The sequence below is a fragment of the Rathayibacter sp. AY1F2 genome, from assembly GCF_002930885.1.
Taxonomy (GTDB): Bacteria; Actinomycetota; Actinomycetes; order Actinomycetales; family Microbacteriaceae; genus Rathayibacter.
The window spans coordinates 181,546-206,426 of sequence record NZ_PSVG01000003.1; the positions used below are offsets into that span (position 1 = coordinate 181,546).

Here is a 24,881-nt window from a genome sequence, read left to right on the forward strand (position 1 = left end):
GCGCATCTCCAGTGATAGGCGGGTGCCGGGCGGCTGGAGCGCCGCCGCGACAGCGCGAAGCTACGCCCGGGATCGACCTGCTGACCAGTGGAAACGGGCGATCGGATCCGCGCATGTGTTCACGCCGTCTGAACCAATCCGCCGGGCGTGTCGCTCCGAACACGTCGTGAATGGGGGTTCTGTGCAGGAGCGTCCGATCCGGTGTCGGAGCCGCCGGTTACCATCACTGCGTGTCGATCCCCGCCCCTGCTCCGGAGCCCGCCTGGGCGACGGTCTACGCGCCGGCGGAGCCGGTGAGCCTCGCGCTCACCCTCCGCACGCTGCTGCGGGGCTCGGGCGACCCGACCATGCTCCTCGACGCGTCCGGCTTCTGGCGGGCGTTCCGCACGCCGCTCGGCCCGGGCACCCTGCATCTGCGGCAGGCGGTGGACGGCGCGGTCCACGCGCGCGCCTGGGGCGGGGGAGCGGAGTGGCTGATCGACGCGGTCCCCGAGCTCCTCGGCCACGGCGACGACTGGAGCGGGCTCGACCTGTCGGCCCACGCGCCGCTCGCCGAGGTGCTCCGCCGCTCGTCGGGCCTGCGCCTCACGCGCGCGAACCTGGTGTTCGAGATGCTCGCGCCGTCGGTCCTCGAGCAGAAGGTCACGAGCACGGAGGCGTGGCGCGCCTACCGGGTGCTGGTGCGCCTCCACGGGGAGCCCGCCCCGGGGCCGGTCGCTCTGCACGTGGCTCCGAGCGCGCAGCAGTGGCGGCGCGTGCCCTCGTGGGACTGGCACCGCGCGGGAGTGGATCCGCGGCGCTCGCGGACCGTCCTCACCGCCGCGCTCGTCGCCTCCGGCCTCGAGCGGACCCTCGCGCTCGGGCGGGGCGGCGACGAGGTCGCCCGCCGGCTGCAGTCGGTGCCGGGGATCGGGCCGTGGACGGCGTCCGAGGTGATGATGCGCGCCCACGGAGATCCGGACGCGGTCAGCGTGGGCGACTACCACCTGGCCGCGGCCGTCGGCTTCGCGCTCACGGGCCGGCTCGGGGTCGACGACGACGGCATGCTCGAGCTCCTCGAGCCGTGGCGCGGGCACCGGCAGCGGGTCATCCGGCTGATCGGCTGCAGCGGAGCGAGGAAGCCGCGGCACGGCCCGCGGATGACCATCCAGGACCACCGCCGGCACTGATCCGCTCCTCCACAGGGGCGGCTCGCGGGCGAGTCGGCGCGACCACCGCGTCACGCCGCGTCCGGGCGGCGGGTCGGGCTTAGCCTCGGAGGATGCAGCAGTCGACGACCCCAGGTGTGCCCGGCAGCGACCCGGAGCGCGAGCCCGACGAGGCGGCCGTGCGGAGCGGGGTCGACGCGACGATCGGTGGTCGGACGCCGGAGGGCGGCACGGGGTCGGACGACGAGGTCGAGGCCGGTGAGGCGCGCGACTCCGTGAGCGGGGCCGAGGTCGTGCCGGCGCCGGAGTCCGCGTCCGAGAACGTGGCCGAGCCTCAGGACGACCAGGAGTCCGACGCTGAGGACGTGGCTGAGCCTCAGGACGAGCAGGAGTCCGACGCTGAGGACGAGGACCTGCGCGAGCCCGGTCTTCAGGACGAGGACGAGGTCGTGCGCGACGCTCAGGACGAGGCCGTGAGCGAGCCCGATGCAGAGGACGAGGTCGTGCGCGACGCTGAGGACGAGGTCCTGCGCGGGCCCGACGCCGCGTCGGAGTCGGAGCTCGCCGCGCCCGCCGCCGCCGAGCCCGAGGTCGACGACCGCCCGATGATCGAGCGCGTCGAGTCCCTGGTCCGCCGCTGGATCGCGCGCAGCGGCGAGTTCCCGGTCGAGCCCGCCGCCCAGCGGCTCGCGGGCGTGCTCCAGGACCCGAACGGACTCGACTTCACCGTCGGGTTCGTCGACGGCGTCGCCCGGCCCGAGGACCTCTCGGTCGCGGCCGAGAACCTCGCGGCGCTCACCGCGAAGACGCCCGCCTTCCTCCCCTCCTACCTGCGCGCCGCGATCAGCACCGGCGGCGCCGTCGGCCCCGTGCTGCCCTGGGTGGTCGTGCCCGCGGCCCGCCGGGTCCTCCGCCGCCTCGTCGGGCACCTCGTGGTCGACGCGTCGGAGGCGCGTCTCGGTGCGGCCGTCGCCGCGCTGCGCGAGGGCGGCGACCGGCTCAACCTCAACCTCCTCGGCGAGGCCGTGCTCGGCGAGCGCGAGGCCCGCCGCCGCCTCGAGGGGACCCTCCGCCTGCTCGAGCGGCCGGACGTCGATTACGTCAGCGTCAAGGTCTCGAGCGTCGTCAGCCAGCTGTCGATGTGGGCCTTCGAGGAGGAGGTCGACCGCGTCGTGGAGCGTCTCACCCCGCTCTACCAGGCCGCCGCGTCCGGAGCCGACCCCACCTTCATCAACCTCGACATGGAGGAGTACCGCGACCTCGATCTGACGGTCGCCGTGTTCCGGCGCCTCCTCGAGCAGCCGGGCATGCTCGACCTCGAGGCGGGCATCGTGCTGCAGGCCTACCTGCCCGACTCCGTCCGCGTGCTCGACGAGCTGACCGGGTGGGCGCAGGAGCGCCGGGCCCGCGGCGGAGCCCCGATCAAGGTGCGCGTCGTGAAGGGCGCGAACCTCGCGATGGAGCGGGTCGACGCGGCCCTGCACGACTGGCCGCTTGCGACCGTCGGCAGCAAGGTGGAGGCCGACACGAACTACAAGCGCCTGCTCGACCGGGCGCTGCGGCCGGAGCGCGTCGACGCGGTGCGCGTGGGCGTCGCCGGGCACAACGTCTTCGACCTCGCCTGGGCGTGGCTCACGGCGACCGAGCGCGGGGTGACCGGCGCGGTCGAGATCGAGATGCTGCTCGGGATGGCGACCGGGCAGGCGCGCGCCGTCCGCGAGGACGTGGGACGCCTCCTCCTCTACACGCCCGTCGTGCACCCGCACGAGTTCGACGTGGCCATCTCGTACCTCATCCGCCGGCTCGAGGAGAACAGCAGCCCCGAGAACTTCCTGTCGGCCGCGTTCCGCCTCGACGACGAGGAGGTGCTGCAGCGGGAGCTCGGCCGCTTCCGCGCCTCGCTCGAGGCCCTCGACGACTCCGTCCCGCCGCCGAACCGCACGCAGGACCGCCTGCGGGAGTGGTCCTCCGGCTCCGGCCGCCGCCTCGTGCAGGAGCACGCCCGCGCCGGCGAGCGGGCGCAGGACCCGGCCGCCGCGGGCCTGACGCAGGCCGTCCTCGGCCTCAGCCGCGGCTCCGGTGCGGCCGCCGCGACCGCGGGCTTCCACAACGAGCCCGACACCGACCCCGCCCTCCCCGGCAACCGACGCTGGGCGCGCCTGATCACCGAGCGCATCGCCGGGTCGACCATCGGAGCGGGCACGGCCGACGCCGCACGCGTGAGCACCGAGGCGGAGCTCCAGGAGGTGCTGCGCACGGTGTCCCGCCGCGCGGAGCGCTGGGGCGAGCGCCTGGGCTACGACCGAGCGGCCGTGCTCGACCGCGCCGGCCTCGTCCTCGCCGCGAACCGCGACCGCCTGATCGAGGTGATGGCCTCCGAGACCGGCAAGACGATCGCCGAGGCCGACCCCGAGGTCTCCGAGGCCATCGACTTCGCCCACTACTACGCCACCCGCGCCCGCGAGCTCGACGCCGTCACCGGGGCCACCTTCGTCCCCGCTCGGGTCACCGTCGTCGCTCCGCCGTGGAACTTCCCGGTCGCCATCCCGGCCGGATCGATCCTCGCGGCGCTCGCCGCCGGCTCCGGAGTCGTGGTGAAGCCGGCGCCCCAGGCCCGCCGCTCGGCCGCTGTGCTCGTCGAGGCGCTCTGGGACGCGGGCATCCCGCAGGAGCTCCTCGCCCTGGTCGACCTCGACGAGGAGGAGCTGGGACGGGCGCTGATCACCGACCCCCTCGTGGACCGCGTGCTGCTCACCGGCTCCTACGAGACCGCCCGCCTCTTCCGCTCCTGGCGGCCCGGCCTCGCACTGCAGGCCGAGACCAGCGGCAAGAACGCGATCATCGTCACTCCCCACGCCGACTACGACCTCGCCGTCGCCGACATCGTCCGCAGCGCCTTCGGGCACGCCGGCCAGAAGTGCTCCGCCGCCTCCCTGGTGATCCTGGTCGGCTCGGTCGCCCGCTCCAAGCGCTTCCGCGCTCAGCTGGTCGACGCCGTCACGTCGCTCCGCGTCGGCCGGCCCGACGACCCGTCGGCGGTGATGGGGCCGCTCATCGAGGAGCCCACCGGCAAGCTCCTGCACGCGCTCACCACGCTGGGCGGAGGCGAGTCGTGGCTCGTCGAGCCGCAGCGGCTCGACGAGAGCGGCACGCTCTGGTCGCCCGGGATCCGCGAGGGCGTCACCGAGGACAGCTACGTCCACCTCACCGAGTTCTTCGGCCCGGTGCTCGGGATCATGCACGCGGCGACCCTCGAGGACGCCGTCCGGATGCAGAACGGCACCGAGTACGGGCTCACGGCCGGGCTCCACTCCCTGCACGCCGACGAGCTCGCCCTCTGGATCGACTCGGTCGAGGCGGGCAACCTCTACGTCAACCGGGGCATCACCGGAGCCATCGTCCGGCGCCAGCCCTTCGGCGGCTGGAAGCGCTCGTCCGTCGGCGGCGGCGCGAAGGCGGGCGGACCCAACCACCTCATCGGCCTCGGCTCCTGGAAGCCCTCGCCCGCGCGCTCCTCCTCGACGCTGCACCTGCGCGGCCTCGACGACCGCGCGCGCCAGTTCATCGAGGCGGCCCAGTCCTCGCTCCGGTTCGAGCAGTTCGACCTGCTCCGCCGCTCCGCCCTCTCCGACCAGCTCGCCTGGGCGACCGAGTTCGGCGTCGTCACCGACATCTCGAAGGTCGGCGTCGAGCGGAACCTGTTCCGCTACCTCCGCGTGCCGATCGCGCTGCGCCTGGCCGACGGCGGCGACCTCGGAGAGCTCCTCCGCGTCATCGCCGCGGGCCTGCTGACCCGCTCCCGGATGGACATCTCCACGTCCCTCCCGCTCCCGCCGCGGGTCCAGGAGATGCTCGGCGGCGACGAGCTCGCCGAGATGGCGGGCCTCGTCCCGCGCATCGTCGTCGAGACCGACGCCCAGTGGCTCGAGCGCGCCGCGGCCGGCCGCATCACGACGCCGCGCATCCGCATCATCGGCGACATCGTCTCCGACCGCGTCGACGGTTACGCGGGCCCGCAGGCCCCCGGCAGCCCGACGCACGGACAGCAGGCCCTCGTCCGCCGATCGTCCGACTCGACCGGCTCCTTCACCGACGTCGTCGCCGGCATGACCCGCGGCAGCACAGGCAAGCCGGTCCCGCTCACCCGCGCCGACGGATCCCGCGTCCCCCTCGCGACCGCCCTCGCCGAAGCCCTCGGCGGCGCCCTCGACACCGCCGTCTACGCCGACCCGGTCACCCCCGCCGGCCGCGTCGAACTGCTGCCCTTCCTCCGCGAGCAGGCGATCTCGATCACGAACCACCGCTTCGGCAACCCGATCGATCTGAGCGACGACGTGCTGTGAGTTGGATTCCACGCCCGTCCCTGACGGGCGTGGCGCGGTCGGCTTCGCGACGGGGTGCGTTCTGTGGAGCGGGGGGCGTTCGGCTACAGCGATCCGCTGGTACGCGGATCGCTGGTTCGCCTCGGGGGCGGTGCTCGCGGGGATGGTGTGGATCGTGTGTGGCGCGGTCGGCTTCTCGACGGGGTGCGTTCTGAGGAGCGGGGTGCGTACGGCTGCAGCGATCCGCTGGTATGCGGATCGCTGGTTCGCCTCGGGGGTGGTGCTCGCGACTGGTTCGGAACGCGGGTCGCGAGGGCCGACGGGGGGACTTACTTGTCGCGGCAAGTAGTGGGTAGGGTGGGGGGATGAGTGCGCCCGAGACACGCTGGCTGACGCCCGATCAGCTCGACGCCTGGCTGCGCTTCATCGCGGTCGTGGAACTGCTGCCGGGCGCCCTCGACACGCAGCTGCAGCGCGACGCGGGGCTCACGCACTTCGAGTACCTGACGCTGGCGATGCTGTCCGAGGCGCCTGACCGCGCCCTCCGGATGACCACGCTCGCCGCCCGCACCAACGCGACCCTGCCCCGGCTCTCGCACGTGGTGACCCGCCTCGTCGCCCGCGGCTACCTCGAGCGCCGCCCCTGCGCCTCCGACGGCCGCGCCACGAACGCGGTGCTCACCGACGCCGGCCTCCAGAAGATCGTCGACACGGCGCCCGGTCACGTCGCGACCGTGCTGGCCGACGTCATCGATCCGCTCGACGCCGAGAAGATCCCGCAGCTGGCCGACATCATGTCCCGCATGCTCACCCGGCTCGACCCCGAGGGCAGGATGACGGTCGACGCCGTGCGCTCCTCGCTCGGAGACCCCGACACCCGCTCCTGCTGAGCGCGCCGACCCTTACTCCCGGGGCGGACCGGCCTCGGCCGCGGCCGGATCCGTGTACAGGGACTCCCGGACGTGGCCGTCAGGGTCCTCGAGGCCGCGCGCCCGCATGGAGCCGAGGTCCTGCACCGCGACCGGCTCGGCGCCGCCGGAGGCCGGACCGTTCCCGACCTCCTCCCGACTGCCGACGCTCACCGCGAAGAGGGCCTGCACCTGGGAGCGCGCGTCGACGATCTCCTTCGACCTGGAGGTCGAGAAGGAGGGGTGCGGGAGGAGCATCGCGGACACGTGCTCGGAGGCGACGGAGCAGGCGGCGGCGTCGCTGAACAGAGGATTCAGGGCCGAACAGAAGATCCGGGGTCCGGCCGAGCGCTGGGGAGAACGCCCTCGAGCGCTCCGGATCCGTCAAAGGGAGGCCGACGAGGATCGAGTCGACGGCCCTCCGCGTCAGTCCGGCGATCGGCCGGGCGACACGCGGTAGGCCATGCCATCATCACCTCGTGCAGTTCACCACGACGCTCTTCCAGATCGGCAACAGCACCGGCATCGAGGTGCCGCCCGAGGTCCTCGAGGCCCTCGGCGGCGGCAAGCGTCCCGCCGTCGCGGTGACGGTGAACGGCTACCGCTTCACCAGCACGGTCGGAGCGATGGGCGGACGCGCGCTCATCCCGTTCTCGGCCGAGAAGCGCCGCGAGACGCAGCTCGCCGGCGGTGACGCGATCGACGTCGTGATCGAGCTCGACACCGCGCCGCGCGAGGTCGTCGTGCCGGAGGACCTGGCGTCCGCGCTGGCCTCAGCGGGCGCTGTGGAGCGCTTCGCCGCGCTCTCGCCCAGCGCGCGGAAGGCCCACGTCACGTCGGTCGAGGGCGCGAAGGCCGCCGAGACGAGGGCGCGCCGCGTCGCCTCGATCGTCGCGGCGCTCGCCGGCTGACGGGCGCGCCACGGTCCGTGACGCGACCTCCCCGCCGGATAGGCTGCCTCCGGCGCCCCACGGCGGAGCGCTCTGGAAGCGGAGTCGGGGGACTTGATGGGTGCGGTTCGGCGTTGGGTGTTCCCGATCGTGTGGATGGTCATCATCGGAGCGGCGAGCATCGCCCTGGTGAAGATCGCGTTCTTCCCGGACGGCGCGGCCGAGGCCGATCCGACGCAGCCGACCGGTGAGATCACCGAGCCGACCGTCACGGTCGCCCGCGGCACGGTCACCAACGACCTCACCCTCCAGGGCACCGTCGCCGCCGACCCCGCCGTGCCGCTGAAGGCGACGGCGGCCGGAACGGTCGACGACGTCTACGTGCAGCAGGGCGCGGCCGTCGCGTCGGGCGATCTCATCTACGACATCCGCGTCGAGACTCCGCGCGACCCGGTCGAGACGACCGGCCCGGACGGCGCCGTCACCCTCACCCAGCAGGAGCCCTCCGTGCGCTTCGAGCGGGTCTACGCCGCGACCGGCGGCACCCTCAGCGCGCTCGGCGTCATCCACGACCAGGCCGTCACGGTCGGCGAGGTGACCGGACAGGTCGCGCCGCCGAGCTACGCCGTCACCGGCACGATCGACGCGCAGCAGCTCTACCGCATCCAGAACCGGCCGACGGAGGCGCAGGTCGCGATCACCGGCGGGCCCGCCGGCTTCACCTGCACCGACCTCACCATCAGCACCCCTCTCGCCGGAGCCGGCGAGGGCGGCACGACCGGCGGAGCGACGGACGGCGGCGGCGGTGGAACCTCCACCGGCGGCTCCGGCACGAGCTTCACCTGCCAGGTGCCGACGGAGGTCACCGTGTTCCCCGGGCTCGCCGCCTCGGTGACGCTCGCGGGAGGCAAGGCGGAGGACGTCCTCGTCGTGCCGACCACCGCGGTCGAGGGCACCGCCCAGTCCGGCGTCGTGTTCCGCCGGGCGGACGACGGCAGCACCGAGGAGGTCCCGGTGACGCTGGGACTCACCGACGGCAGCTCCGTCGAGATCACCGGCGGAGTGGAGGAGGGCGCCGAGCTCCTGCAGTTCGTGCCGGGCGCGGAGGAGGCGGCTCCCGACGTCCAGCTGGGCGGCGACTGCATCGCGCAGCCCGACGGCTCGGTCTTCTGCTCGTGACGATCCTCCGGCTCGAGGGGATCCGCAAGGTCGTCCCGCTGCCCGACGCACCGCCGCTGACGATCCTCGACGGCGTCGATCTCGAGGTGGGCGAGGGCGACCACGTCTCGGTCGTGGGGCGCAGCGGCTCCGGCAAGTCGACGCTGCTCAACATCCTCGGACTCATCGACGAGCCCACCGAGGGGCGGATGCTGCTCGAGGGTGCTCCCACCGAGACCCTGTCCTCGCGGGCCCGCGCGCGTATCCGCGGCGGCAGCATCGGCTTCATCTTCCAGCAGTTCAACCTGCTGGAGGGGCGGACCGCCCGCGAGAACGTGATGACGCCGCTGCTCTACGCGACCGGATCGGAGTTCTGGCGCCGCCGCGACCTCGCGGCCGAGATGCTGGAGCGGGTCGGCCTCGGGCACCGCGTGGACTCGATGCCCGGGCGCATGTCCGGCGGCGAGCAGCAGCGGATCGCGATCGCCCGCGCCCTGGTGCGCCGACCGCGGCTGATCCTCGCCGACGAGCCGACGGGCGCCCTCGACACCGACACCGGCGAGAGCGTGATGGGCCTGCTCGACGAGATCGCCCGCGAGTCCGGCTCCGCGCTGGTCACCATCACCCACGACCCGGCCATCGCGGCGCGGGCCGAGCGCCACTACCGGCTCGACCACGGCCGCCTGGGCTCGACCGCGGATGCGGGCCCCGTCGCCGAGGGGGTGGTCCTTTGATGCGCGCGCTCGTCGGGATCGCCGGCGCGATCGTCGAGGCGTGGACCGAGCTGCGGATCCACCGCGGCCGCGTGCTGCTCTCGCTGATCGGAGTCGCGGTGGCCGTCGCCGCCCTGACCGCGGTCGTCGCCGCCGGTGGCATCGCCCGCCAGGCCAGCATCGAGCAGGCCGAGCGCTCCAGCGGGCGCCCGGCGAGCCTCTTCCTCTCCGCCTACCCCTCCGGTACCGGCACCTCCGAGGTGGATGCCGACGCACTCCAGGCCGCGTGGACCGGTGCGCTCGAGCGCTACTCCATCACCTACGCGAGCCGCTCGACCTACGGCAGCGCGCGCGTCCAGTTCGCCGACGGCGCCGTCGTCGTCGCGGTGCAGGCGGTCGACCAGCCCTTCGCCGAGATGCACCGGCTGAAGATCGTGGACGGCTCCTGGTTCACCGCCCGCGACTCCCAGCGCCTCGCTCCCGCCCTCGTCGTCAACGAGCGCTTCTGGGAGCGGATCGGGAGCCCGGATCTGCGCACCCACCCGGTGGTCACCCTGCTCGGCTCCGAGCGCGACGTCACGGGCGTGGTGGTCGGCGTGACTCCCTCCTCGCAGTTCGAGACGGATCCGTCGATGATGATGCTCGCGGACGCCTACCCGGCGGTCGCCCGCGACGCCGACCCGCAGTACGGCGGGCAGGGCGTGCCGAACTACGAGATGTGGGTGCCGCTCGACCTGGCCGAGCCCCTCGCCGCGGCGGTGGAGCGCGACGTGGCCGGCGCCCTGGGATCCGACTTCGAGGTGTCGGTCGACCGGCAGGACTACCTGGTCTACGACTCCGACCCCTTCGGCGTGCTGACCTGGGTGATCGGCGGCGTGGCGGGCCTGGTGCTGGCGCTCGGCGCGCTCGGACTGCTCAACATCGCCCTGGTCACCGTCCGGCAGCGGATCCGCGAGATCGGCATCCGGCGCAGCTTCGGCGCCTCCTCCGGCCGCATCTTCTTCTCGATCATGATGGAGAGCGTCGTGGCGACCGTCGTCGCCGGAGTGGTCGGCGTGACGATCGCGGTCATCCTCGTCACCAACCCCTGGACCGTGGCCTTCGTGCAGGACAACGGGATCGCTGACATCCCGCCTTTCCCGGCCGAGGCGGCGCTGCTCGGGCTCGGGGCGGCGACCCTCGTCGGCGCGCTCGCGGGCCTGGTGCCGGCGATCGTCGCCGTGCGGGTGAAGGTGATCGACGCGATCCGCTACTGAGGCCCGCCGAGGGTGACGACGAGCTCGTCGCCCTCGAGCACGGCGCGTGCGTCGGAGTAGTGCGCGATCCGGGGCAGACCCCGGGTGCTCGCGCTCTCGTGGCTCCCGACGACGATCACGCGCATGCCGGCGTCCAGACCCGCCCGGATGCCGGCCTCGGCGTCCTCGAACACCAGCGCGTCCTCGGGGGAGACGCCGAGCAGGGCCGCGGCGGCGAGGTAGCCGTCGGGAGCAGGCTTGCCGTTCGCGACGTCGTGCGCGGTGACGACGGTGTCGGGGGAGGGGACGCCCGCCGCAGCCAGACGTGCGGCCGCCAGCGCCGGGCTCGCGGACGTGACCAGGGCGACGCGCTCGCGGGGGAGTGAGGCGAGGAACGCCGTCGCGCCGGGGATCTCGACGGTGCCCTCGGTGTGCTCGAGCTCGTACGCGTCGAGCTCCGCGACGATCGCGTCGACGTCGCTGCCGGCCGGGGCGAAGCGGCGGACGCTGTCGGCGGCGCGGACACCGTGAACGGCGCCGAGCACCGCGTCGTGGTCGAGAGCGAAGCGCTCGGCGAAGGCACCCCAGATGGTCTCCACGACGGCCGTCGAGTCGACGAGCGTCCCGTCCATGTCGAAGAGGGCGGCGCGGGCTCGGAGGAGGTGGGGCATGCGTCCATCCTGGCGGTCGGCGGCCTCCGGCGCCTGCCGGTGCGGACAGCGCTCGGACAGCGCGCGATCAGCCCGCCCTCAGGCCACGCATCGTGTCGCGGCGCTACGGTGGTCCGAGATCGCGGGCAGACGCCCGGAGGGGAGTGGAGGACGCCATGACGGACGACAACGGAACCGGCACGGACCAGGGCGCGAGCACGGGCGGCGAGGCCTCCGGACCCCGCGCCGGGTGGTACCCGGACCCGGCGGGCTCGTCCCGTCAGCGCTGGTGGGACGGGACCGGCTGGACGGAGTCGCTCCGCGACGCGCCGGCGGCCACTCCCACCGCCCCGGCCGGGAGCGGGTCGGCGCAGGCCGCCGCGACTCCCGTTCCGCCGACCGCACCGACTCCGCCCGCGCCGCCCGCCGAGCGTCCCGCCTACGGGGAGACGTCGAGCGGAGCGGCGACGAGCTACGGGCAGTCGGCCTCGGGTCGGTATCCGCAGCAGCCGTCGTCCGCCGACCCGCAGCAGAGCTACGGGCAGCAGAGCTACGGGCAGCAGAGCTACGGGCAGCAGGGCTACGGCCAGCAGGGCGCCGGTCAGCAGCCGCAGCCGCAGCAGCCCTCCGGCCAGCAGCAGCCGCAGCAGGGCTACGGCCAGCAGGCTCCCCAGCAGTACGGCCAGCAGGGGTACGGCCAGCAGCCCTACGGCCAGCAGCCGCAGCAGCCCTACAACCAGCAGCAGCCGCAGTACCCGGCCTACTCCGCGGCTCCCGGAGCACCCGTGCAGCAGCGTGACACGAGCATCGTCACGTCCACCCCGTGGATCTGGGTGGTGGTCCTCCTGCCGCTGCTCTCGGCGCTGTCGATCTTCCTCCTCCCGCCGAGCGCGATCGTCGACTCGTCGATGGCCTCGACCTACGGGCCGAGCTCCTCGATGGGGATGTCGACGGCCTACCTCGTCGGCCTCGGCGTGCTCCAGGTCGTCGGCTTCCTGATCTACGCGGCGGAGGTCGTCTTCGCCTTCCTCGACTGGCGCCAGCTGAAGCGAGCCGGCCTGCAGCGTCCGTTCCACTGGGCGTGGGCCTTCCTCGCCGCTCCCTACGTCTACGTGATCGGCCGCAGCGTGGTCGTGAAGCGCGTGACCGGCGGCGGCCTCCTCCCGCTCTGGGTCTTCCTCGGCGTCGTGGTCGTGTCGTTCCTCATCGCGATCGGCTGGACGGTGTCGCTCTTCTCCCAGATGACGCAGGCCTTCGCTCCCGCGGGCTTCTGAACCCGTGCGCGCCGCCGATCTCGTCCTGACCGGCGGCGCCGTCTTCACCGCCGACGCCGTGCGCTCCCGAGCGCACGGCGTCGCTGTCGTCGGAGGGCGGATCGTCGCGGTCGGCGCCGACGCCTCCGACCTGATCGGGCCGCGCACCGAGGTGGTCGACCTCGAGGGCCGGATGCTCGTCCCCGGCTTCCAGGACGCCCACGTGCACCCGGTCTGGGGCGGCGCCGCGCTGCTGCGCTGCTGGCTCGGAGCGGGTGGATCGCCCGCCGAGCACCTGGCGACGGTCGCCGGGTACGCGGCTCGGGAGAGCGGAGCGGAGTGGATCCTCGGCGGCGGCTGGAACCTGCCCGACTTCCCCGGAGGAACCCCGACCGCCCGCGAGCTCGACACGGTCGTCCCTGACCGGCCCGCCTTCCTCACCAACGCCGACGGGCACGGCGCCTGGGTCAACTCCGCCGCACTGCGCCTCGCGGGGATCGACCGCACGACGCCGGACCCCGCCGACGGCCGCATCGAGCGCCTGGCCGACGGCACCCCCTCCGGCATCCTGCACGAGGGGGCGATGGACGCGGTCCGCCGCCACCTCCAGCCCGCGAGCGCGGACGAGCTCCACCGCGCGCTGCTCCTCGGGCAGGAGACCCTGCACTCGTTCGGAGTGACGGCGTGGCAGGACGCGATCATCGGCTCCTACGGCGATGTGGGCGACCCCGGTCCGGTGTACCGCCGCGCGGCGCTGAGCGGCGAGCTGACCGGGCGCGTCCGCGGTGCGCTGTGGTGGGACCGGGGCCGCGGCGTCGAGCAGATCCCGGAGCTCGTCGAGCGGCGCGCGGCGCTCGCCGCCGACGGCTTCGCGCCGACGACCGTCAAGATCATGCAGGACGGGGTCGCCGAGAACTTCACGGCGGCGATGCTCGAGCCCTACCTCGACGGGCACGGCGGCCACGGTCACGGCGACGGCCTCTCGATGGTCGACCCGCGCCTCCTGAACGAGGCCGTGCCGCTCCTGGACGCGGCCGGGTTCCAGGTGCACTTCCACGCGATCGGCGATCGCGCCGTGCGCGAGTGCCTGGACGCCGTCGAGCGGGCGATCGAGGCGAACGGGCGCCGCGGCAACCGCCACCACCTCGCCCACCTGCAGGTCGTGCATCCGGACGACCTGCCGCGCTTCCGTGCGCTCGACGTCACGGCCAACCTGCAGATGCTGTGGGCCTCGCTGGAGCCGCAGATGGTGGAGCTGACGCTGCCGTTCCTCGGCGAGCGGCGCGGCTCGTGGCAGTACCCCTTCGGCGACCTGCTCCGCTCGGGCGCGGTGCTCGCCGCGGGGAGCGACTGGCCGGTGTCGACGCCCGACCCGCTCGCCGCGATCCACGTCGCGGTGAACCGGCTCTCGGCGCCGTCCGAGCGCGAGCCGGGGTGGAGCGAGGAGGTGTTCCTCCCGGAGCAGCGCCTCGACCTCGCCACCGCCCTCTCCGCCTCCACGGCCGGCTCGGCGTGGGTGAACGGCCTGGACGGCGAGTCGGGCTCGATCGCCGTGGGACTCGCGGCGGACTTCGCCCTGCTGGACCGGGACCCCTTCGCCGGCGACCCCCGGGCGATCGGGGACACCCGGGTGCTGGGCACCTGGATCGGCGGCGAGCGCGTCCACACCGCAGCGGACGCGCCCGCCTGATCCGGGTCGTTCAGGAGGCGGCACTCAGCAGGTGATCGCTCCGCCGATGATCCCCGCGAGCAGCCCGCCGGTCGCGGAGGCGATCGCGCCGGGACCGGAGATCGCGCCGATCACCCCGCCGGTCGCGGCACCGCTGACGCCGCTCCCGGCGACGCAGTGGCCCCATTCGGGCGAGCTCCAGTCGCTGTTCAGGTGCAGGCCGCCCACCGCCGAGCGGGACGCCGAGTCCGGGGCGAAGTGGAAGGTGAGCGTGTCGGAGTCGTCGATCGACCAGTGGCCCGACACGGTGCGGCCGCGTCCGACGTCGATCCTCTCCGGGAGTGCGTCGGACGTCTCGGCGCCGTCCGTGAAGCCGACCCCGCCGCCCGCCAGCTCGACGATCCGCGTGTCGTCGGTGACGTCGAAGGTCACCGTCGACGCCGATCCGCCCCGTGCCTCGAGGTGCACCCGGCTGCTCGTCTCCTGCCTCGCCGGCTCGGCGTGCGCGGCCTGCGCTGTGAACAGCGGCACCGCCAGCAGAGCGGCCGCCGCCGCGACCAGTGCCGTGCTCGTCCTCTGTCGTTCCATCGTCGTTCCCTCCCTCGGATTCCGATCCAGGAGGGAGGGCTCAGCGCCGCCGATCGACGAGGGCGAGGACGACGGACGCCACCGCTGCCGCGACGGCGGCGGTGACCACGACGTCCCACGGATCCTCGGCGCCCACCGCGGTCGCGACGAGGTGCCCGGCCAGGACGCCGACGAACAGTGCCGGCAGCATCAGCCAGATGCGCCGTCTCCGTCGTGCCGCCGTACCGGCCTGTTCCCTGTCGCTCATGCTCGCCCTCCTGGATTCACCATACAGGTATGGAGTACCAGGCGGTCGCGACGCGCGTCGAGGAGGTGGCGCGATCCGTCAGGCCTCGCTGCGCTGGATGAGGCGGGAGAGGACGATCGCGGAGCGCGTGTGGTCGACGTTGGGCGCGATGCGGACCTTCTCGAGGGCGAGCTCGAGGCTGGGGATGTCGCGCGAGCGGATGTGGACGATCGCGTCGGCGGAGCCGGTGACCGTGCCCGCGTCGACGACCTCGGGGACCGCGGAGAGGATGCGGCGGAGCTCGTCCGGAGCGACGGTGCCGCGGCAGAAGAGCTCGACGTAGGCCTCGGTGGCCATGCCGTCGACCGCGGGGTCGACCTTGATCGTGAAGCCGCGGATCACGCCGTCGGCCACGAGTCGGTCGACGCGGCGCTTCACCGCGGAGGCGGAGAGCCCGACCACGCCGCCGATGTCGCCGTAGCCCGCGCGGGAGTTCTGGCGCAGCAGATCGAGGATCTTCCGATCGATGTTGTCCATGCTCCGAGGATAGGCGCGGCCGGAGCGGCGCCTGGACGGCAGCAGAGTGCCACTGGAGATTCGTGACGCCCGGCTATATAGTTGCTCTCGGTCAATAGTTGATCGCAGTCAACTAGAACCGCCGCCGTGCTGAAGAGGAGCCCATGTCACACCCCGAACACCGCGCCGCATCGCGCGGAACCACCGCGCCGCACGCCCCCGCCGGGCCGGACGGCGCCATGTCGCACCGCCAGGTGCTCGAATCGCTCAGCGGCCTGCTGCTGGGCATGTTCGTCTCGATCCTCGCGGGCACGGTCGTGTCGACCTCGCTGCCCCGGATCATCTCCGACCTCAAGGGCGACCAGAACGCCTACACCTGGGTCGTCACCGCGACCCTGCTCGCGACCACGGTCTCCACCCCGCTCTGGGGCAAGTTCGCCGACCTGTTCAACCGCAAGCTGCTGATCCAGCTCGCCCTCGGGCTGTTCGTCATCGGCTCCGCCCTGGCCGGCTTCTCGCAGGACACGAACATGCTGATCGTCTTCCGCGTGTTCCAGGGCCTGGGCGCCGGCGGACTCGCCGCGCTGAGCCAGATCATCATGGCCGACATCATCAGCCCCCGTGAGCGCGGCAAGTACGCCGGCCTCTTCGGCGGCGTGATGGCGATCGGCACCGTCGGCGGCCCGCTCCTGGGCGGCGTCGTGACCGACGCGTTCGGCTGGCGCTGGAACTTCTTCATCGCGATGCCCGTCGCGATCGTCGCGATCGTCCTCCTCCAGATGACCCTCCGCCTCCCCGCGCACCCGAAGCGCAAGGTGCGGATCGACTACCTCGGCGCCGTGCTCATCGCGGGCGGAGTCTCGCTCCTGCTGATCTGGGTCTCCCTCGCCGGCAAGAACTTCGACTGGGCCTCGTGGGAGACCGCGGTCATGGTCGGCGGTGCCGTCGTGCTGCTGATCGCCGCCGTGATCACCGAGCTCACCGTGGCCGAGCCGATCATCCCGATGGGGATGTTCAAGAACCGCACCTTCAGCCTCGCCGTCGTGGCGAGCATCTCGGTCGGCGTCTCGATGTTCGGCGTCGCCGTCTTCCTCGCGCAGTACATGCAGCTGGCCCGCGGAGCCACGCCGACCCAGTCGGGCCTGCTCACCATCCCGATGATGGCCGGCCTGCTGATCGCGTCGACGATCTTCGGCGGGATCATCTCCCGCACCGGCAAGTGGAAGGCGATCATGATCAGCGGCGGCGTGCTCGCCGTGATCGGAACCTCCCTCCTCAGCACCCTCCGCTACGACACGGACCTGGTCCTCGTCGGGATCTACATGGCCGTCCTCGGCGCCGGCCTGGGCATGCTGATGCAGAACCTCGTCCTGGTGGTGCAGAACTCGATCGAGGTGAAGAACCTCGGCGTCGCGACCAGCGCGGTCACGTTCTTCCGCAGCCTCGGCGGCACCGTCGGAGTCTCGGTCCTGGGCTCGATGCTCGGCACCGTGATCGCCGACCGCATCAAGACCGGCATCGCGGGGCTCGCTCCCGCCGACCAGGCTCTCGCCGCGCAGGCGCTGGGCAGCGGCACGATCCCGCAGCCGGCCACCCTGCCCGACGCCGTGCGCGTCGTGGTCGAGAGCGCCTACGGGATCGGCGTCGGCGACGTGTTCCTCTACAGCATCCCGCTCGCCGTGGTCACGCTGATCGCCGTCGTCCTCCTGCCCAACGTGAGTCTCGGCTCGAAGAACGCGGTGCAGCTCAAGGCGGAGCCGACCACTCCGCTGCAGGCCGCGGAGGACGCCCTCATCGCCGCCTCGGACGGCCAGGCGGCGCTCCGCCCCGTCGGCCAGGCCCGGCGGACGGACGACGCGACGCACGCCCGGGAGGGTCGCGAGGCCACTCCCGCCGGACACGGCCGCCACGCCGACGACGAGCGGCAGGAGGAGCCGGTCGGGCACGCACGCCACGCCGCTCCCACCGGCTCCGTCGACGTGATCGAGCGCTCCTGATGCCCGCCGCCGCGCCCTCGGCCGAGGCGCTGCACGAGGTCGAGGAGCAGATCACCGTGCTCGCCGTCCAGGTGCGCCTCGCCGTCCGGGACGCGGCGGCGTCGATCGACCCGGCGCTGCCGCCCTTCGGACTGCGGCTGCTGCGGATCCTCGAGCGCTGCGGTCCGGTCCACTCCGGCGCCGCGGCGGAGCGGCTCGGGGTCGACCGCAGCGCGATCAGCCGCCAGGCCCGCCAGCTCGCCGAGCTGGGCCTGGTCGAGATGACCTCCGATCCCGCCGACGGCCGAGCGCGGTTCCTCTCGCTCAGCGCGGCCGGATGCGAGCGGATGCGCGACCTCGGCGGCCGTCAGCGGCAGCGGATGCAGGAGGCGCTGAGCGCCTGGCCCGAGGAGGACCTGCGTGCGTTCGCGGGATACCTGGAGCGGCTGACCGCGGCGGAGTGAGCCGCGTGATCTGGACGAGTGGCGCGGTCCGATGCGGTCCGCGCCACTTCTGCGTGCCGCCGGACGCGGCGCGGGCGCGCTGACCGCGCGCCGTCTCGCGCCACCCGGTGCCGACGCCGTCGTAGTCGTTCTACATTTCCTGAGATGTTCTCACTCAGGAGGCGATGACCCTGTTCTCTTTCGACCACGCAGCAGCGGCGGAGCTGGTCCGCGCCTCGGACGAGGCGGCGGAGGCGCTCGCCTCCGAGGGCCTGCTGAGGTCCGTCGCTGCCGAGTACGCGCTGGGCGAGTTCCGCGGCGCGTACGCCGAGCTGTTCCGCCGGGTCTGCGTCTGCGACAGGGAGAACCGCGGTCGGCTGAGCGCCGAGCTGCACGAGCTCGCCGACACGGTTCGGCTCGTGGCACGGAAGGCCGAGGAGGAGCGTCGGCGCCGGGAGGAGTACGCGGCCTGGGAGCGGCGGGCGGACGAGCGCGAGCAGCAGCGCCGCCTCGATCCGGTCGCGGCCCTCGCGGCGGGAGTCGAAGAGGTCGTCGACCGGCCGCCGTCCGATCGGCCGGTCGTGCCTCCGCCGATCCGTGCGCTGTTCTCCCCCCGGTCGGTGCCCCGCACGTCCCCGGGCGGCCCCGCCGCGGGAGGCACGACCTCCGCCGACCCCGAGCGCCTCGACGTATTCGTCTCGCAGACCCGGCAGGCGGACGAGGCGATGCGCTCCCGGCTCCAGGATCTGATGGCCGCCTGGGGAGCCTTCGGCAACCGCTGCTCGTGGGCGCCGGTCGAGTCCTTCTCGGTGCTCCGGGGCTTCCGCGAGCTGCTGTCGATCGGTGCGGCCGACGCGACCTGGGTCGAGCAGATCTCCCTGGCCTTCACCGCCGCGGGGGGAGCGGCGCTCTCCGTTCCGGTCCTCGACGCCGTCGGCACCCTGGCGCGGCCCCGGGGCGGCCGGAGCCTGCTCGACTCCCTCGCGACGCTCTCGTCCGACGATCTCGCGACACTCCTGGCGGCGTCGCCCGACCTCGCGGCGCGCCTCGGGCGACTGGCTCCGACCCTCGTGAACGACTGGTGGCGGAGCCTCGACTCCACGGACGGCGCGCGCTTCTCGCCGCAGCAGGAGGCGCTGGTCGCCGGTCTGCCCGGGGTGATCGGGAATCTGGAGGGTGTTCCCTACCGCGCCCGGGTGAGGGCGAACGAGAGGGCGCTGAGGGCGCGGATCGTGGCGCTGAGGAGCGAGGCGGCGGGCCTGCGCGGGAAGGCGGGCGACGGGGAGCGACTCGCGGCGGTGGAGTCGCAGCTGGTGGCGCTGAGGGACGTGCGGGCATCGCTCCGGCGCGGTCTCGGTCAGGAACCGCGCTTCCTCATCTCCCTGACCGCCGACGAGCCTCCGCTCGCCGCCGTCTCGATCGGCGATCCCGACACCGCCACGAACGTCACCTACGCCGTCCCCGGGATGGGACAGACGACGGAGAGCATGACCCGATGGACGAAGGCGTCGCAGAATCTGCAGTCGCTCCTCCCGCCCGGCAGCGCCGTCGTCTCCTGGATCGGCTACGAGACCCCGCCGATGGCGCGGCTCGGCGGGAACGGCATGGACGTCCTCACCTCGAACCAGGCGGTCGCCGGCGGCGCCGCACTCGCCTCGGCTGTCCAGGGGCTCTCCGCGGTCCGGGGCGACGACCTGCCGAAGCCGAACGTCGTTGCACACTCCTACGGCAGCACCGTCATGGCCGTCGCCGCCTCGCGCTCGGACGTCGAGCTCGGGGTCGTCGTGACGCTGGGCTCGGCCGGCCTCCCGGACAGCGTCGACGAGGCGAGCGACCTGCACGCGGAATCCGTCTTCGCGGGGCAGGCGCGGGACAAGTACCTCGGCGAGACCGAGAGCGGCGACGAGGCCGCGTGGATGGGCCGCGCCTTCAGCTGGAACCACCACACGGATCCCGCTGACGAGGACTTCGGCGCGCGCGTCTTCGGTGTGGAGACCGGAGGCGACGCCGGGAGGATCGTGACGGATCACGCTGCGCTGAAGAGCGACGACGGCGATCTCGCGGGGTATCTCGACACGAACACCGAGTCCCTGCAGAACGCGGCGTGGGCCGTCTCCCGGCGACTCGACCTGCTGACCGAGAACCGGCCGCTCGGACCGACCGCCTTCCAGAAGGCGGTCGTGGGAGCCTCCCATGGCGGGTAGAGGTTCTCCTCAGCGGACGGGCGTCGCGCTGACCGTCGCCGCTCTGCTCGTGATGTCGATGACCGCTTGTGCAACGGAGAAGGAGGCGAGACCGGTGAGCACGATGAGTCCTCGGGAGGGTCGGGATCGGGTGGTGGAGTTCGTGCGGGACTCCGCGGGGCGGCTCGATGTGGAGGGGTGGTGGCCGCGGAGCGGCGCGGCCAGGCCCGATGTGTGCGGCCCCGGCGACCGGGTGAGCGGTGCGAGCTACAGCTACGCCTGGTGGGCCCCGGCGGGCACCGATGTCGAGGGGGATGCGCGGAAGGTCGCGGACTACTGGGAGTCTCTGGGGATGACGGTGAGAGTGACCGATTCGACTCCGCGCCCGACGGTCTACGGGCAGGGCGGACCGGTGCTGCGGGCGAGTTTCGTCACCGGCGCTGTCGAGGAGATGTACATGATCGGGGCGGAGATGCCGTGCGCGCCCGGCGATTTCGAATCACTCCTCCTCGAGGACGAGGCTCAGCGCGCGGCGGGCGCGGTCCTTCCGGGTGATGAAGGGGTCGTCCCGAAGCCGGATCCGCGGGACCTCCCAGTCTCCTCCGATCCGTCGGGTTCCGGCTCGGAGGGATGAGCCGCCCCGTCCACCGCGTCCGGATCGGAGATGCCGACGTCGCTTCCGTTGCCGGGGGAGGGGTCGGCCTCAGCGCGGTGCGCCCACCAGCTGCGCGACGTGCACGACGAAGGCGCGGCGGCGGTCGCGCGTCTTCTCCCCGCCCCGGGAGGCGAAGGGGGTGAGGTGCCAGATCTCGCAGAGGCCGAGGAGGGCGATGAAGAGGTCGTCGGCGGACCAGCTCGCGTCGACGACGCCGGTGCGCTGCCACTCGAGGACCCGGGCCTCGGGGGCGGGGACCCCGCCGAGCTGCTCGCCGGCCTCCTCCCAGACGCCGGCTCCCTCCAGGCGCGCCCACGTGAGCAGGCGCAGGAACTCCGGGTGCTCCCACACATGGTCGAACATGCGGCCCGCGAGGTCGGGGAGGTCCGCCGCCTCGGCGAGGAGCGTCTCGTCGAGAGCGCCGAGCGCCTCGACGACGGTCGCGACGAACAGGCCGCGCTTGCCGCCGTAGTAGGCGTAGAGCCGCTCCTTGTTCAGACCCGCCGCCGCGGCCACACGGTCGACCCGGGCGCCCGCGAAGCCGTGGGCGGCGAACTCGACGGAGGCGGCGCGGAGGATCCGCTCGCGTGCGGGCAGCGCCGCATCGGATGTCGGCTCCATGGTTCACCTCCAGGCGCTCGAACGATACACTCTTCTTCGCCCAACCAACTGGTTGGGGTGGTTCGGCCCCGATGACGCGGCTCGGATCCGGACCCGCCGGTCCCGCTCCGCTCCGTGTGAAAGGCCGCCATGCCCTCCCCGTCCGCTCCCTCCTCCGCCCGCCGCTGGTGGGTGCTCGTGATCCTCGCGCTCACGCAGCTCGTCGTCGTGCTCGACGGCACCATCGTCACGATCGCGCTCCCCGCCGCACAGGCCGACCTCGGCCTCACCGACGTCGAGCGCCAGTGGGTCGTCACCGCCTACGCCCTCGCGTTCGGCGCGCTCCTGCTCCTGGGCGGCCGCATCGCCGACTACACCGGCCGCAAGCGCACCTACCTGATCGGGATGATCGGCTTCGGCGCCGCCTCCGCCTGGGGCGGCCTCGCCACCTCCGGCACCGAGCTGATCGCCGCCCGCGGGCTGCAGGGCGCCTTCGCCGCGCTGCTCGCTCCGGCCGCTCTGGCCCTCCTCACCGTCTCCTTCCCCTCCGGCCGCGAGCGGGGCACGGCCTTCGCCGTCTTCGGAGCGGTCGCCGGAGCGGGCGCCGCCGTCGGCCTCGTGCTGGGCGGGCTGCTCACCGAGTTCGCCGACTGGCGCTGGTGCCTCCTCGTCAACGTCCCCGTCGTCGTGGTCGGCGCGATTGCCGGCCAGCTGCTCGTCACCGAGAGCCGCGCGGAGGGGCGCAACCGCTTCGACGTCGCCGGGACGATCACCGTCGCGCTCGGGCTCGCGAGCGTCGTCTACGGCTTCACCCTCGCCGAGCAGGGCTGGCTCCGCGTCGACACCCTCGGCTTCCTCCTCGTCGGCGTGCTGCTGCTGGCCCTCTTCGTGCGGATCCAGGCCCGCTCCGACCACCCGTCGCTGCCGCTGCGCATCGTCGCCGACCGCGTCCGCGGCGGAGCCTTCCTGGTCCAGGCGATCGTCGGCAGCGTGATGATCGGCTCCACCCTCTACCTGACCCTGCACCTGCAGCTGGTCCTGGGCCTGCCGCCGCTCGAGGCGGGCCTGGCCAATCTGCCGATGACGGTGACGATCATGATCGTCGCCGGAGTCGCCGCCAAGCTGCTGCCGCGCATCGGCCCGCGCGTGCTGATGATCGTCGGCCCGCTGATCGCGGCGGCCGGGCTCCTCTACCTGAGCCGCATCACCCCCGACGGCGGCTACCTCCTCGAGGTGCTGCCCGCGCTGATCCTCCTGGGCGTCGGCATGGCGATGGTCTTCGTGCCGCTGCAGAATCTCGCGCTCACCGGAGTCGCGGCCCACGACGCCGGTGCCGCCGGAGCGACCGCGAACGCCGCCATGCAGATCGGCGGCTCGATCGGGCTGTCGATCTTCACGACCCTCTACGCGGGAGTCGCGGGTGAGCAGCAGTCGCCGGTCGCCTTCGTCGACGGCTACTCCGCGGTCTTCGTCGCGGCCGCGATCGGGCTGGTCGTCGCCTCCGTCGTCGCCGTCGCGATGATCCGGGTGAAGAAGGAGGAGTTCCTCGCTCAGGCTCCGAAGGAGGCCGTCGCCCACCTGGGCTGATCCCGGCCTAGGCTCGGAAGCGCTATGCAGCCACTGACCGAGACCGAGATCCGCGAGTCCTTCGTCAACGCCTCCCGCAAGGAGGTCGCCGATCTCGCGCTGCCGAAGGACTTCGACGCGCTGGACTGGTCGGTCATCGACCACCTCGGCTGGCGCGACCGGAGGATGGGCCGCCGCGCCTACGTCGTCGTGCCGCTGGAGGAGCGCCTCGTCGGGGTCCTGCTCACCCAGGCCGACGCCCTGCCGCGCTCGCGGGCGCAGTGCTCGTGGTGCCGCGACGTGCAGCTCCCGAACGACGTCGTCTTCTTCGGGGCGCGGAAGGCCGGAGCGGCCGGGCGGGCGGGGGACTCGCTCGGCACGCTCGTCTGCTCCCGCTTCGAGTGCTCGGTGAATGTGCGGCGGCGCCCGTCGGTGGCCTACATCGGGTTCGACCTCGAGGCGGCGCGGGCACAGCGGATCGCGACTCTGCGGGCGCGCACCGAGGGCTTCGCGCGTGAGGTGCTCGGCGAGGCGTGACCGCGCTCAGCGGCGCGTGGACGCGCGCACGTGCATCCGCTCGCCCTGGCGGCCGAAGAGGCTGAGGAACTCGACCTGCTGCTCGTCGGCGCGGCCGAACCAGTGCGGCACCCGGGTGTCGAACTCGGCGGCCTCGCCGGCCGGCAGCACCAGATCGTGCTCGCCGAGCCGCAGGCGGAGCCGCCCGCTCAGCACGTAGAGCCACTCGAAGCCCTCGTGCGCGCGCTGCTCCGCCGGCTCCGTCACCGGCCCGGCCGGGAGCGTGTGCTTGAACGCCTGGAGCGCGCCCGCGTCGCGGCTGAGCGGCTGGATGAGCATGCCGTTCCGGCGCACCGGCCGCCCGTGCACGCGGGGATCCTCCGGCGCCGCGCCGACGAGCTCGTCGAGCGGCGCCCCGAGGGCGCGGGCGATCGGGAGGAGCAGCTCCAGCGTCGCGCGGCGGCCGCCGCTCTCGAGGCGCGAGAGGGTGCTCGCCGAGATGCCGGTCTCGGCGGCGAGGGACGCGAGCGTGCGGTCGCGGCGGGTGCGCAGGCGACGGAGCCGCGGTCCGACGGCGGCGACGATCTCGTCGTCGGAGGGGGCGGGCGGGGTCTCGGGCACGACGCCATCCTGGCACGGGCGGTCGCGCCGCATGCCGGAACGGCACGGATCCTCGCGGCCCGCCCCGGGGCGGCGGAGCATCGACCCATGACCTCCACCGACGCCCCCACCGGCCCGTCCGTCCCCGCCCCCGCCGACGTCCTGATCCTCGGCGCCTCCTTCGCCGGCCTCGCCGCTGCCACCGCCCTCGGCCGCAGTCTCCGCGACGTCCTCGTCGTCGACGGCGGACCTCCACGCAACGCACCCTCGCCCGGTGCCCACAACGTGCTGACCCGCGACGGCGTCCCGCCCACGGAGCTGGTGCGCCTGGCGCGCGCCGAGGCCGAGGGCTACGGTGCCCGGGTGGTCGAGGGCGAGGCGGTCCGCGCCTCCGCGGGTGCCGAGGGCGTGACCGCGACCCTCGCCGACGGCACGGTCCTCCGCGCGCGCCGCCTCCTGCTCGCGACCGGCGTCCGCGACCTGCTGCCGGAGATCCCCGGGCTCGGCGCCCGCTGGGGACGGGACGTCCTGCACTGCCCCTACTGCCACGGCTTCGAGGTGCGCGGCCGGCGGATCGGCGTGCTCGGCAGCTCGTTCGCCGGGCACCAGGCGCAGATGTTCCGTCAGCTCAGCGACCGGACGTCGATCCTGCTCCACGGCGCACCCGTGCCCGCCGGCGACGAGGCGGCGGCGCTGGCCGCCCGCGGGATCGCTCTCGTGCCGGGCCGCGTCGAGAAGGTCCTCGTCGAGGACGACCGCCTGGTCGGCGTGGTGATCGACGGTCGGCGGCACGAGCTCGACGCGCTCGTCGTCGGCCCGCGGGTCGAGGGGCGGCTCCCCGAGGGGCTCGGCCTCGAGCTCGCCGACCACCCGTCGGGAGTCGCGCGGCACCTCGCCGTCGATCCGATGGGCCGGGCCGGCGTCGCCGGGGTCTTCGCCGCGGGCTCGCTGGTCGAGCCGATGGCGCAGGTCGTCGCCTCGTCCGCCGACGGGCTGCGCGTGGGCGCGGCGATCAACCACGACCTGATCGAGGAGGAGATCGCCGCCGCACTGCGGGCCGCCTGAC

Annotated in this window: 23 protein-coding genes; 16 read left to right on the forward strand and 7 right to left on the reverse strand. The window is 73.5% G+C overall.

What is annotated here, in order from left to right:
• The first annotated feature begins 230 nt into the window (after nt 1-230).
• From C5C54_RS04145 to C5C54_RS04160, 3 genes are all read left to right on the forward strand, one after another.
• Nucleotides 231-1,169, forward strand: coding sequence for a DNA-3-methyladenine glycosylase (locus C5C54_RS04145; RefSeq protein ID WP_258063215.1), 939 nt, complete (start codon nt 231-233; stop codon nt 1,167-1,169).
• 584 nt (nt 1,170-1,753) lie between these two features.
• Nucleotides 1,754-5,491 (forward strand): bifunctional proline dehydrogenase/L-glutamate gamma-semialdehyde dehydrogenase, encoded by a 3,738-nt coding sequence (locus tag C5C54_RS04155; RefSeq protein ID WP_104287880.1) that lies wholly within the window; start codon nt 1,754-1,756, stop codon nt 5,489-5,491.
• A gap of 344 nt (nt 5,492-5,835) precedes the next feature.
• On the forward strand, nt 5,836-6,360 hold the full coding sequence (locus C5C54_RS04160) for a MarR family winged helix-turn-helix transcriptional regulator (protein ID WP_104287849.1): 525 nt from the start codon (nt 5,836-5,838) through the stop codon (nt 6,358-6,360).
• A gap of 12 nt (nt 6,361-6,372) precedes the next feature.
• On the opposite strand, the gene C5C54_RS04165 is transcribed toward C5C54_RS04160, so the two are convergent.
• Entirely contained in the window at nt 6,373-6,645 is a 273-nt protein-coding gene (locus tag C5C54_RS04165) for a VOC family protein (RefSeq protein WP_104287850.1), read from the reverse strand.
• A 212-nt stretch (nt 6,646-6,857) separates the two neighbouring features.
• Here C5C54_RS04165 and C5C54_RS04170 point away from each other — a divergent pair, with 212 nt between their 5' ends.
• From C5C54_RS04170 to C5C54_RS04185, 4 genes are all read left to right on the forward strand, one after another.
• A complete protein-coding gene (locus C5C54_RS04170) occupies nt 6,858-7,289 on the forward strand; it encodes a YdeI/OmpD-associated family protein (protein WP_104287851.1) in 432 nt (143 codons plus the stop codon).
• A gap of 135 nt (nt 7,290-7,424) precedes the next feature.
• Complete coding sequence (locus C5C54_RS04175; RefSeq protein WP_104246912.1) at nt 7,425-8,447, forward strand: efflux RND transporter periplasmic adaptor subunit; 1,023 nt, start codon at nt 7,425-7,427, stop codon at nt 8,445-8,447.
• Nucleotides 8,444-9,160: an ABC transporter ATP-binding protein gene (locus C5C54_RS04180; protein ID WP_104233102.1), complete on the forward strand. Its 717-nt coding sequence runs from the start codon at nt 8,444-8,446 to the stop codon at nt 9,158-9,160. The genes C5C54_RS04175 and C5C54_RS04180 overlap by 4 nt, the downstream gene beginning before the upstream one ends.
• Nucleotides 9,160-10,395, forward strand: coding sequence for an ABC transporter permease (locus C5C54_RS04185; protein WP_104287852.1), 1,236 nt, complete (start codon nt 9,160-9,162; stop codon nt 10,393-10,395). The genes C5C54_RS04180 and C5C54_RS04185 overlap by 1 nt, the downstream gene beginning before the upstream one ends.
• Here the strand turns inward: C5C54_RS04185 and C5C54_RS04190 are convergent.
• The gene (locus C5C54_RS04190) at nt 10,389-11,045 is read right to left on the reverse strand and encodes an HAD-IA family hydrolase (RefSeq protein WP_104237636.1); all 657 of its coding nucleotides are present in this window, start codon (nt 11,043-11,045) and stop codon (nt 10,389-10,391) included. The two genes, C5C54_RS04185 and C5C54_RS04190, sit on opposite strands and share 7 nt — an antisense overlap.
• A 155-nt stretch (nt 11,046-11,200) precedes the next feature.
• Between C5C54_RS04190 and C5C54_RS04195 the strand changes: the two genes are divergently transcribed.
• Both C5C54_RS04195 and C5C54_RS04200 read left to right on the forward strand, forming a co-directional pair.
• Nucleotides 11,201-12,298: a DUF2510 domain-containing protein gene (locus tag C5C54_RS04195; protein WP_146078787.1), complete on the forward strand. Its 1,098-nt coding sequence runs from the start codon at nt 11,201-11,203 to the stop codon at nt 12,296-12,298.
• 4 nt (nt 12,299-12,302) lie between these two features.
• The gene (locus C5C54_RS04200) at nt 12,303-13,967 is read left to right on the forward strand and encodes an amidohydrolase (RefSeq protein ID WP_104287854.1); all 1,665 of its coding nucleotides are present in this window, start codon (nt 12,303-12,305) and stop codon (nt 13,965-13,967) included.
• A gap of 24 nt (nt 13,968-13,991) precedes the next feature.
• On the opposite strand, the gene C5C54_RS04205 is transcribed toward C5C54_RS04200, so the two are convergent.
• From C5C54_RS04205 to C5C54_RS04210, 3 genes are all read right to left on the reverse strand, one after another.
• On the reverse strand, nt 13,992-14,534 hold the full coding sequence (locus C5C54_RS04205; RefSeq protein ID WP_104269353.1) for a hypothetical protein: 543 nt from the start codon (nt 14,532-14,534) through the stop codon (nt 13,992-13,994).
• Nucleotides 14,535-14,574: 40 nt separating this feature from the next.
• Entirely contained in the window at nt 14,575-14,781 is a 207-nt protein-coding gene (locus C5C54_RS17570) for a hypothetical protein (RefSeq protein ID WP_146076614.1), read from the reverse strand.
• A 78-nt stretch (nt 14,782-14,859) separates the two neighbouring features.
• Nucleotides 14,860-15,297 carry an Lrp/AsnC family transcriptional regulator gene (locus C5C54_RS04210; RefSeq protein WP_104222855.1) on the reverse strand — a complete coding sequence of 146 codons (438 nt, stop codon included), beginning with the start codon at nt 15,295-15,297 and terminating at the stop codon, nt 14,860-14,862.
• 218 nt (nt 15,298-15,515) lie between these two features.
• Between C5C54_RS04210 and C5C54_RS04215 the strand changes: the two genes are divergently transcribed.
• The 4 genes from C5C54_RS04215 (at nt 15,516) to C5C54_RS04230 (ending at nt 20,512) form a co-directional block, all read left to right on the forward strand.
• Nucleotides 15,516-17,273 (forward strand): MDR family MFS transporter, encoded by a 1,758-nt coding sequence (locus tag C5C54_RS04215; protein ID WP_104222854.1) that lies wholly within the window; start codon nt 15,516-15,518, stop codon nt 17,271-17,273.
• On the forward strand, nt 17,273-17,716 hold the full coding sequence (locus tag C5C54_RS04220; RefSeq protein WP_104222853.1) for a MarR family winged helix-turn-helix transcriptional regulator: 444 nt from the start codon (nt 17,273-17,275) through the stop codon (nt 17,714-17,716). The genes C5C54_RS04215 and C5C54_RS04220 overlap by 1 nt, the downstream gene beginning before the upstream one ends.
• Before the next feature lie 164 nt (nt 17,717-17,880).
• Nucleotides 17,881-19,899 (forward strand): alpha/beta hydrolase, encoded by a 2,019-nt coding sequence (locus C5C54_RS04225; protein ID WP_104287855.1) that lies wholly within the window; start codon nt 17,881-17,883, stop codon nt 19,897-19,899.
• 130 nt (nt 19,900-20,029) lie between these two features.
• Nucleotides 20,030-20,512 carry a hypothetical protein gene (locus C5C54_RS04230; RefSeq protein ID WP_146078788.1) on the forward strand — a complete coding sequence of 161 codons (483 nt, stop codon included), beginning with the start codon at nt 20,030-20,032 and terminating at the stop codon, nt 20,510-20,512.
• 69 nt (nt 20,513-20,581) lie between these two features.
• Here the strand turns inward: C5C54_RS04230 and C5C54_RS04235 are convergent, their stop codons facing one another.
• Nucleotides 20,582-21,154: a TetR family transcriptional regulator gene (locus C5C54_RS04235; RefSeq protein ID WP_104233110.1), complete on the reverse strand. Its 573-nt coding sequence runs from the start codon at nt 21,152-21,154 to the stop codon at nt 20,582-20,584.
• Between the two features lie 129 nt (nt 21,155-21,283).
• Between C5C54_RS04235 and C5C54_RS04240 the strand changes: the two genes are divergently transcribed.
• Together C5C54_RS04240 and C5C54_RS04245 are read left to right on the forward strand one after the other, a co-directional pair.
• Nucleotides 21,284-22,720: an MFS transporter gene (locus C5C54_RS04240; protein WP_104222849.1), complete on the forward strand. Its 1,437-nt coding sequence runs from the start codon at nt 21,284-21,286 to the stop codon at nt 22,718-22,720.
• Nucleotides 22,721-22,744: 24 nt separating this feature from the next.
• A complete protein-coding gene (locus C5C54_RS04245) occupies nt 22,745-23,236 on the forward strand; it encodes an FBP domain-containing protein (protein ID WP_104222848.1) in 492 nt (163 codons plus the stop codon).
• Nucleotides 23,237-23,242: 6 nt separating this feature from the next.
• Here the strand turns inward: C5C54_RS04245 and C5C54_RS04250 are convergent, their stop codons facing one another.
• Nucleotides 23,243-23,836, reverse strand: a complete 594-nt coding sequence (locus C5C54_RS04250; RefSeq protein WP_104283164.1) for a helix-turn-helix domain-containing protein — start codon at nt 23,834-23,836, stop codon at nt 23,243-23,245.
• An 87-nt stretch (nt 23,837-23,923) separates the two neighbouring features.
• On the opposite strand from C5C54_RS04250, the gene C5C54_RS04255 reads away from it, so the two are divergent.
• Nucleotides 23,924-24,880: an NAD(P)/FAD-dependent oxidoreductase gene (locus C5C54_RS04255; RefSeq protein ID WP_104287856.1), complete on the forward strand. Its 957-nt coding sequence runs from the start codon at nt 23,924-23,926 to the stop codon at nt 24,878-24,880.
• Nucleotide 24,881 lies beyond the last annotated feature (1 nt).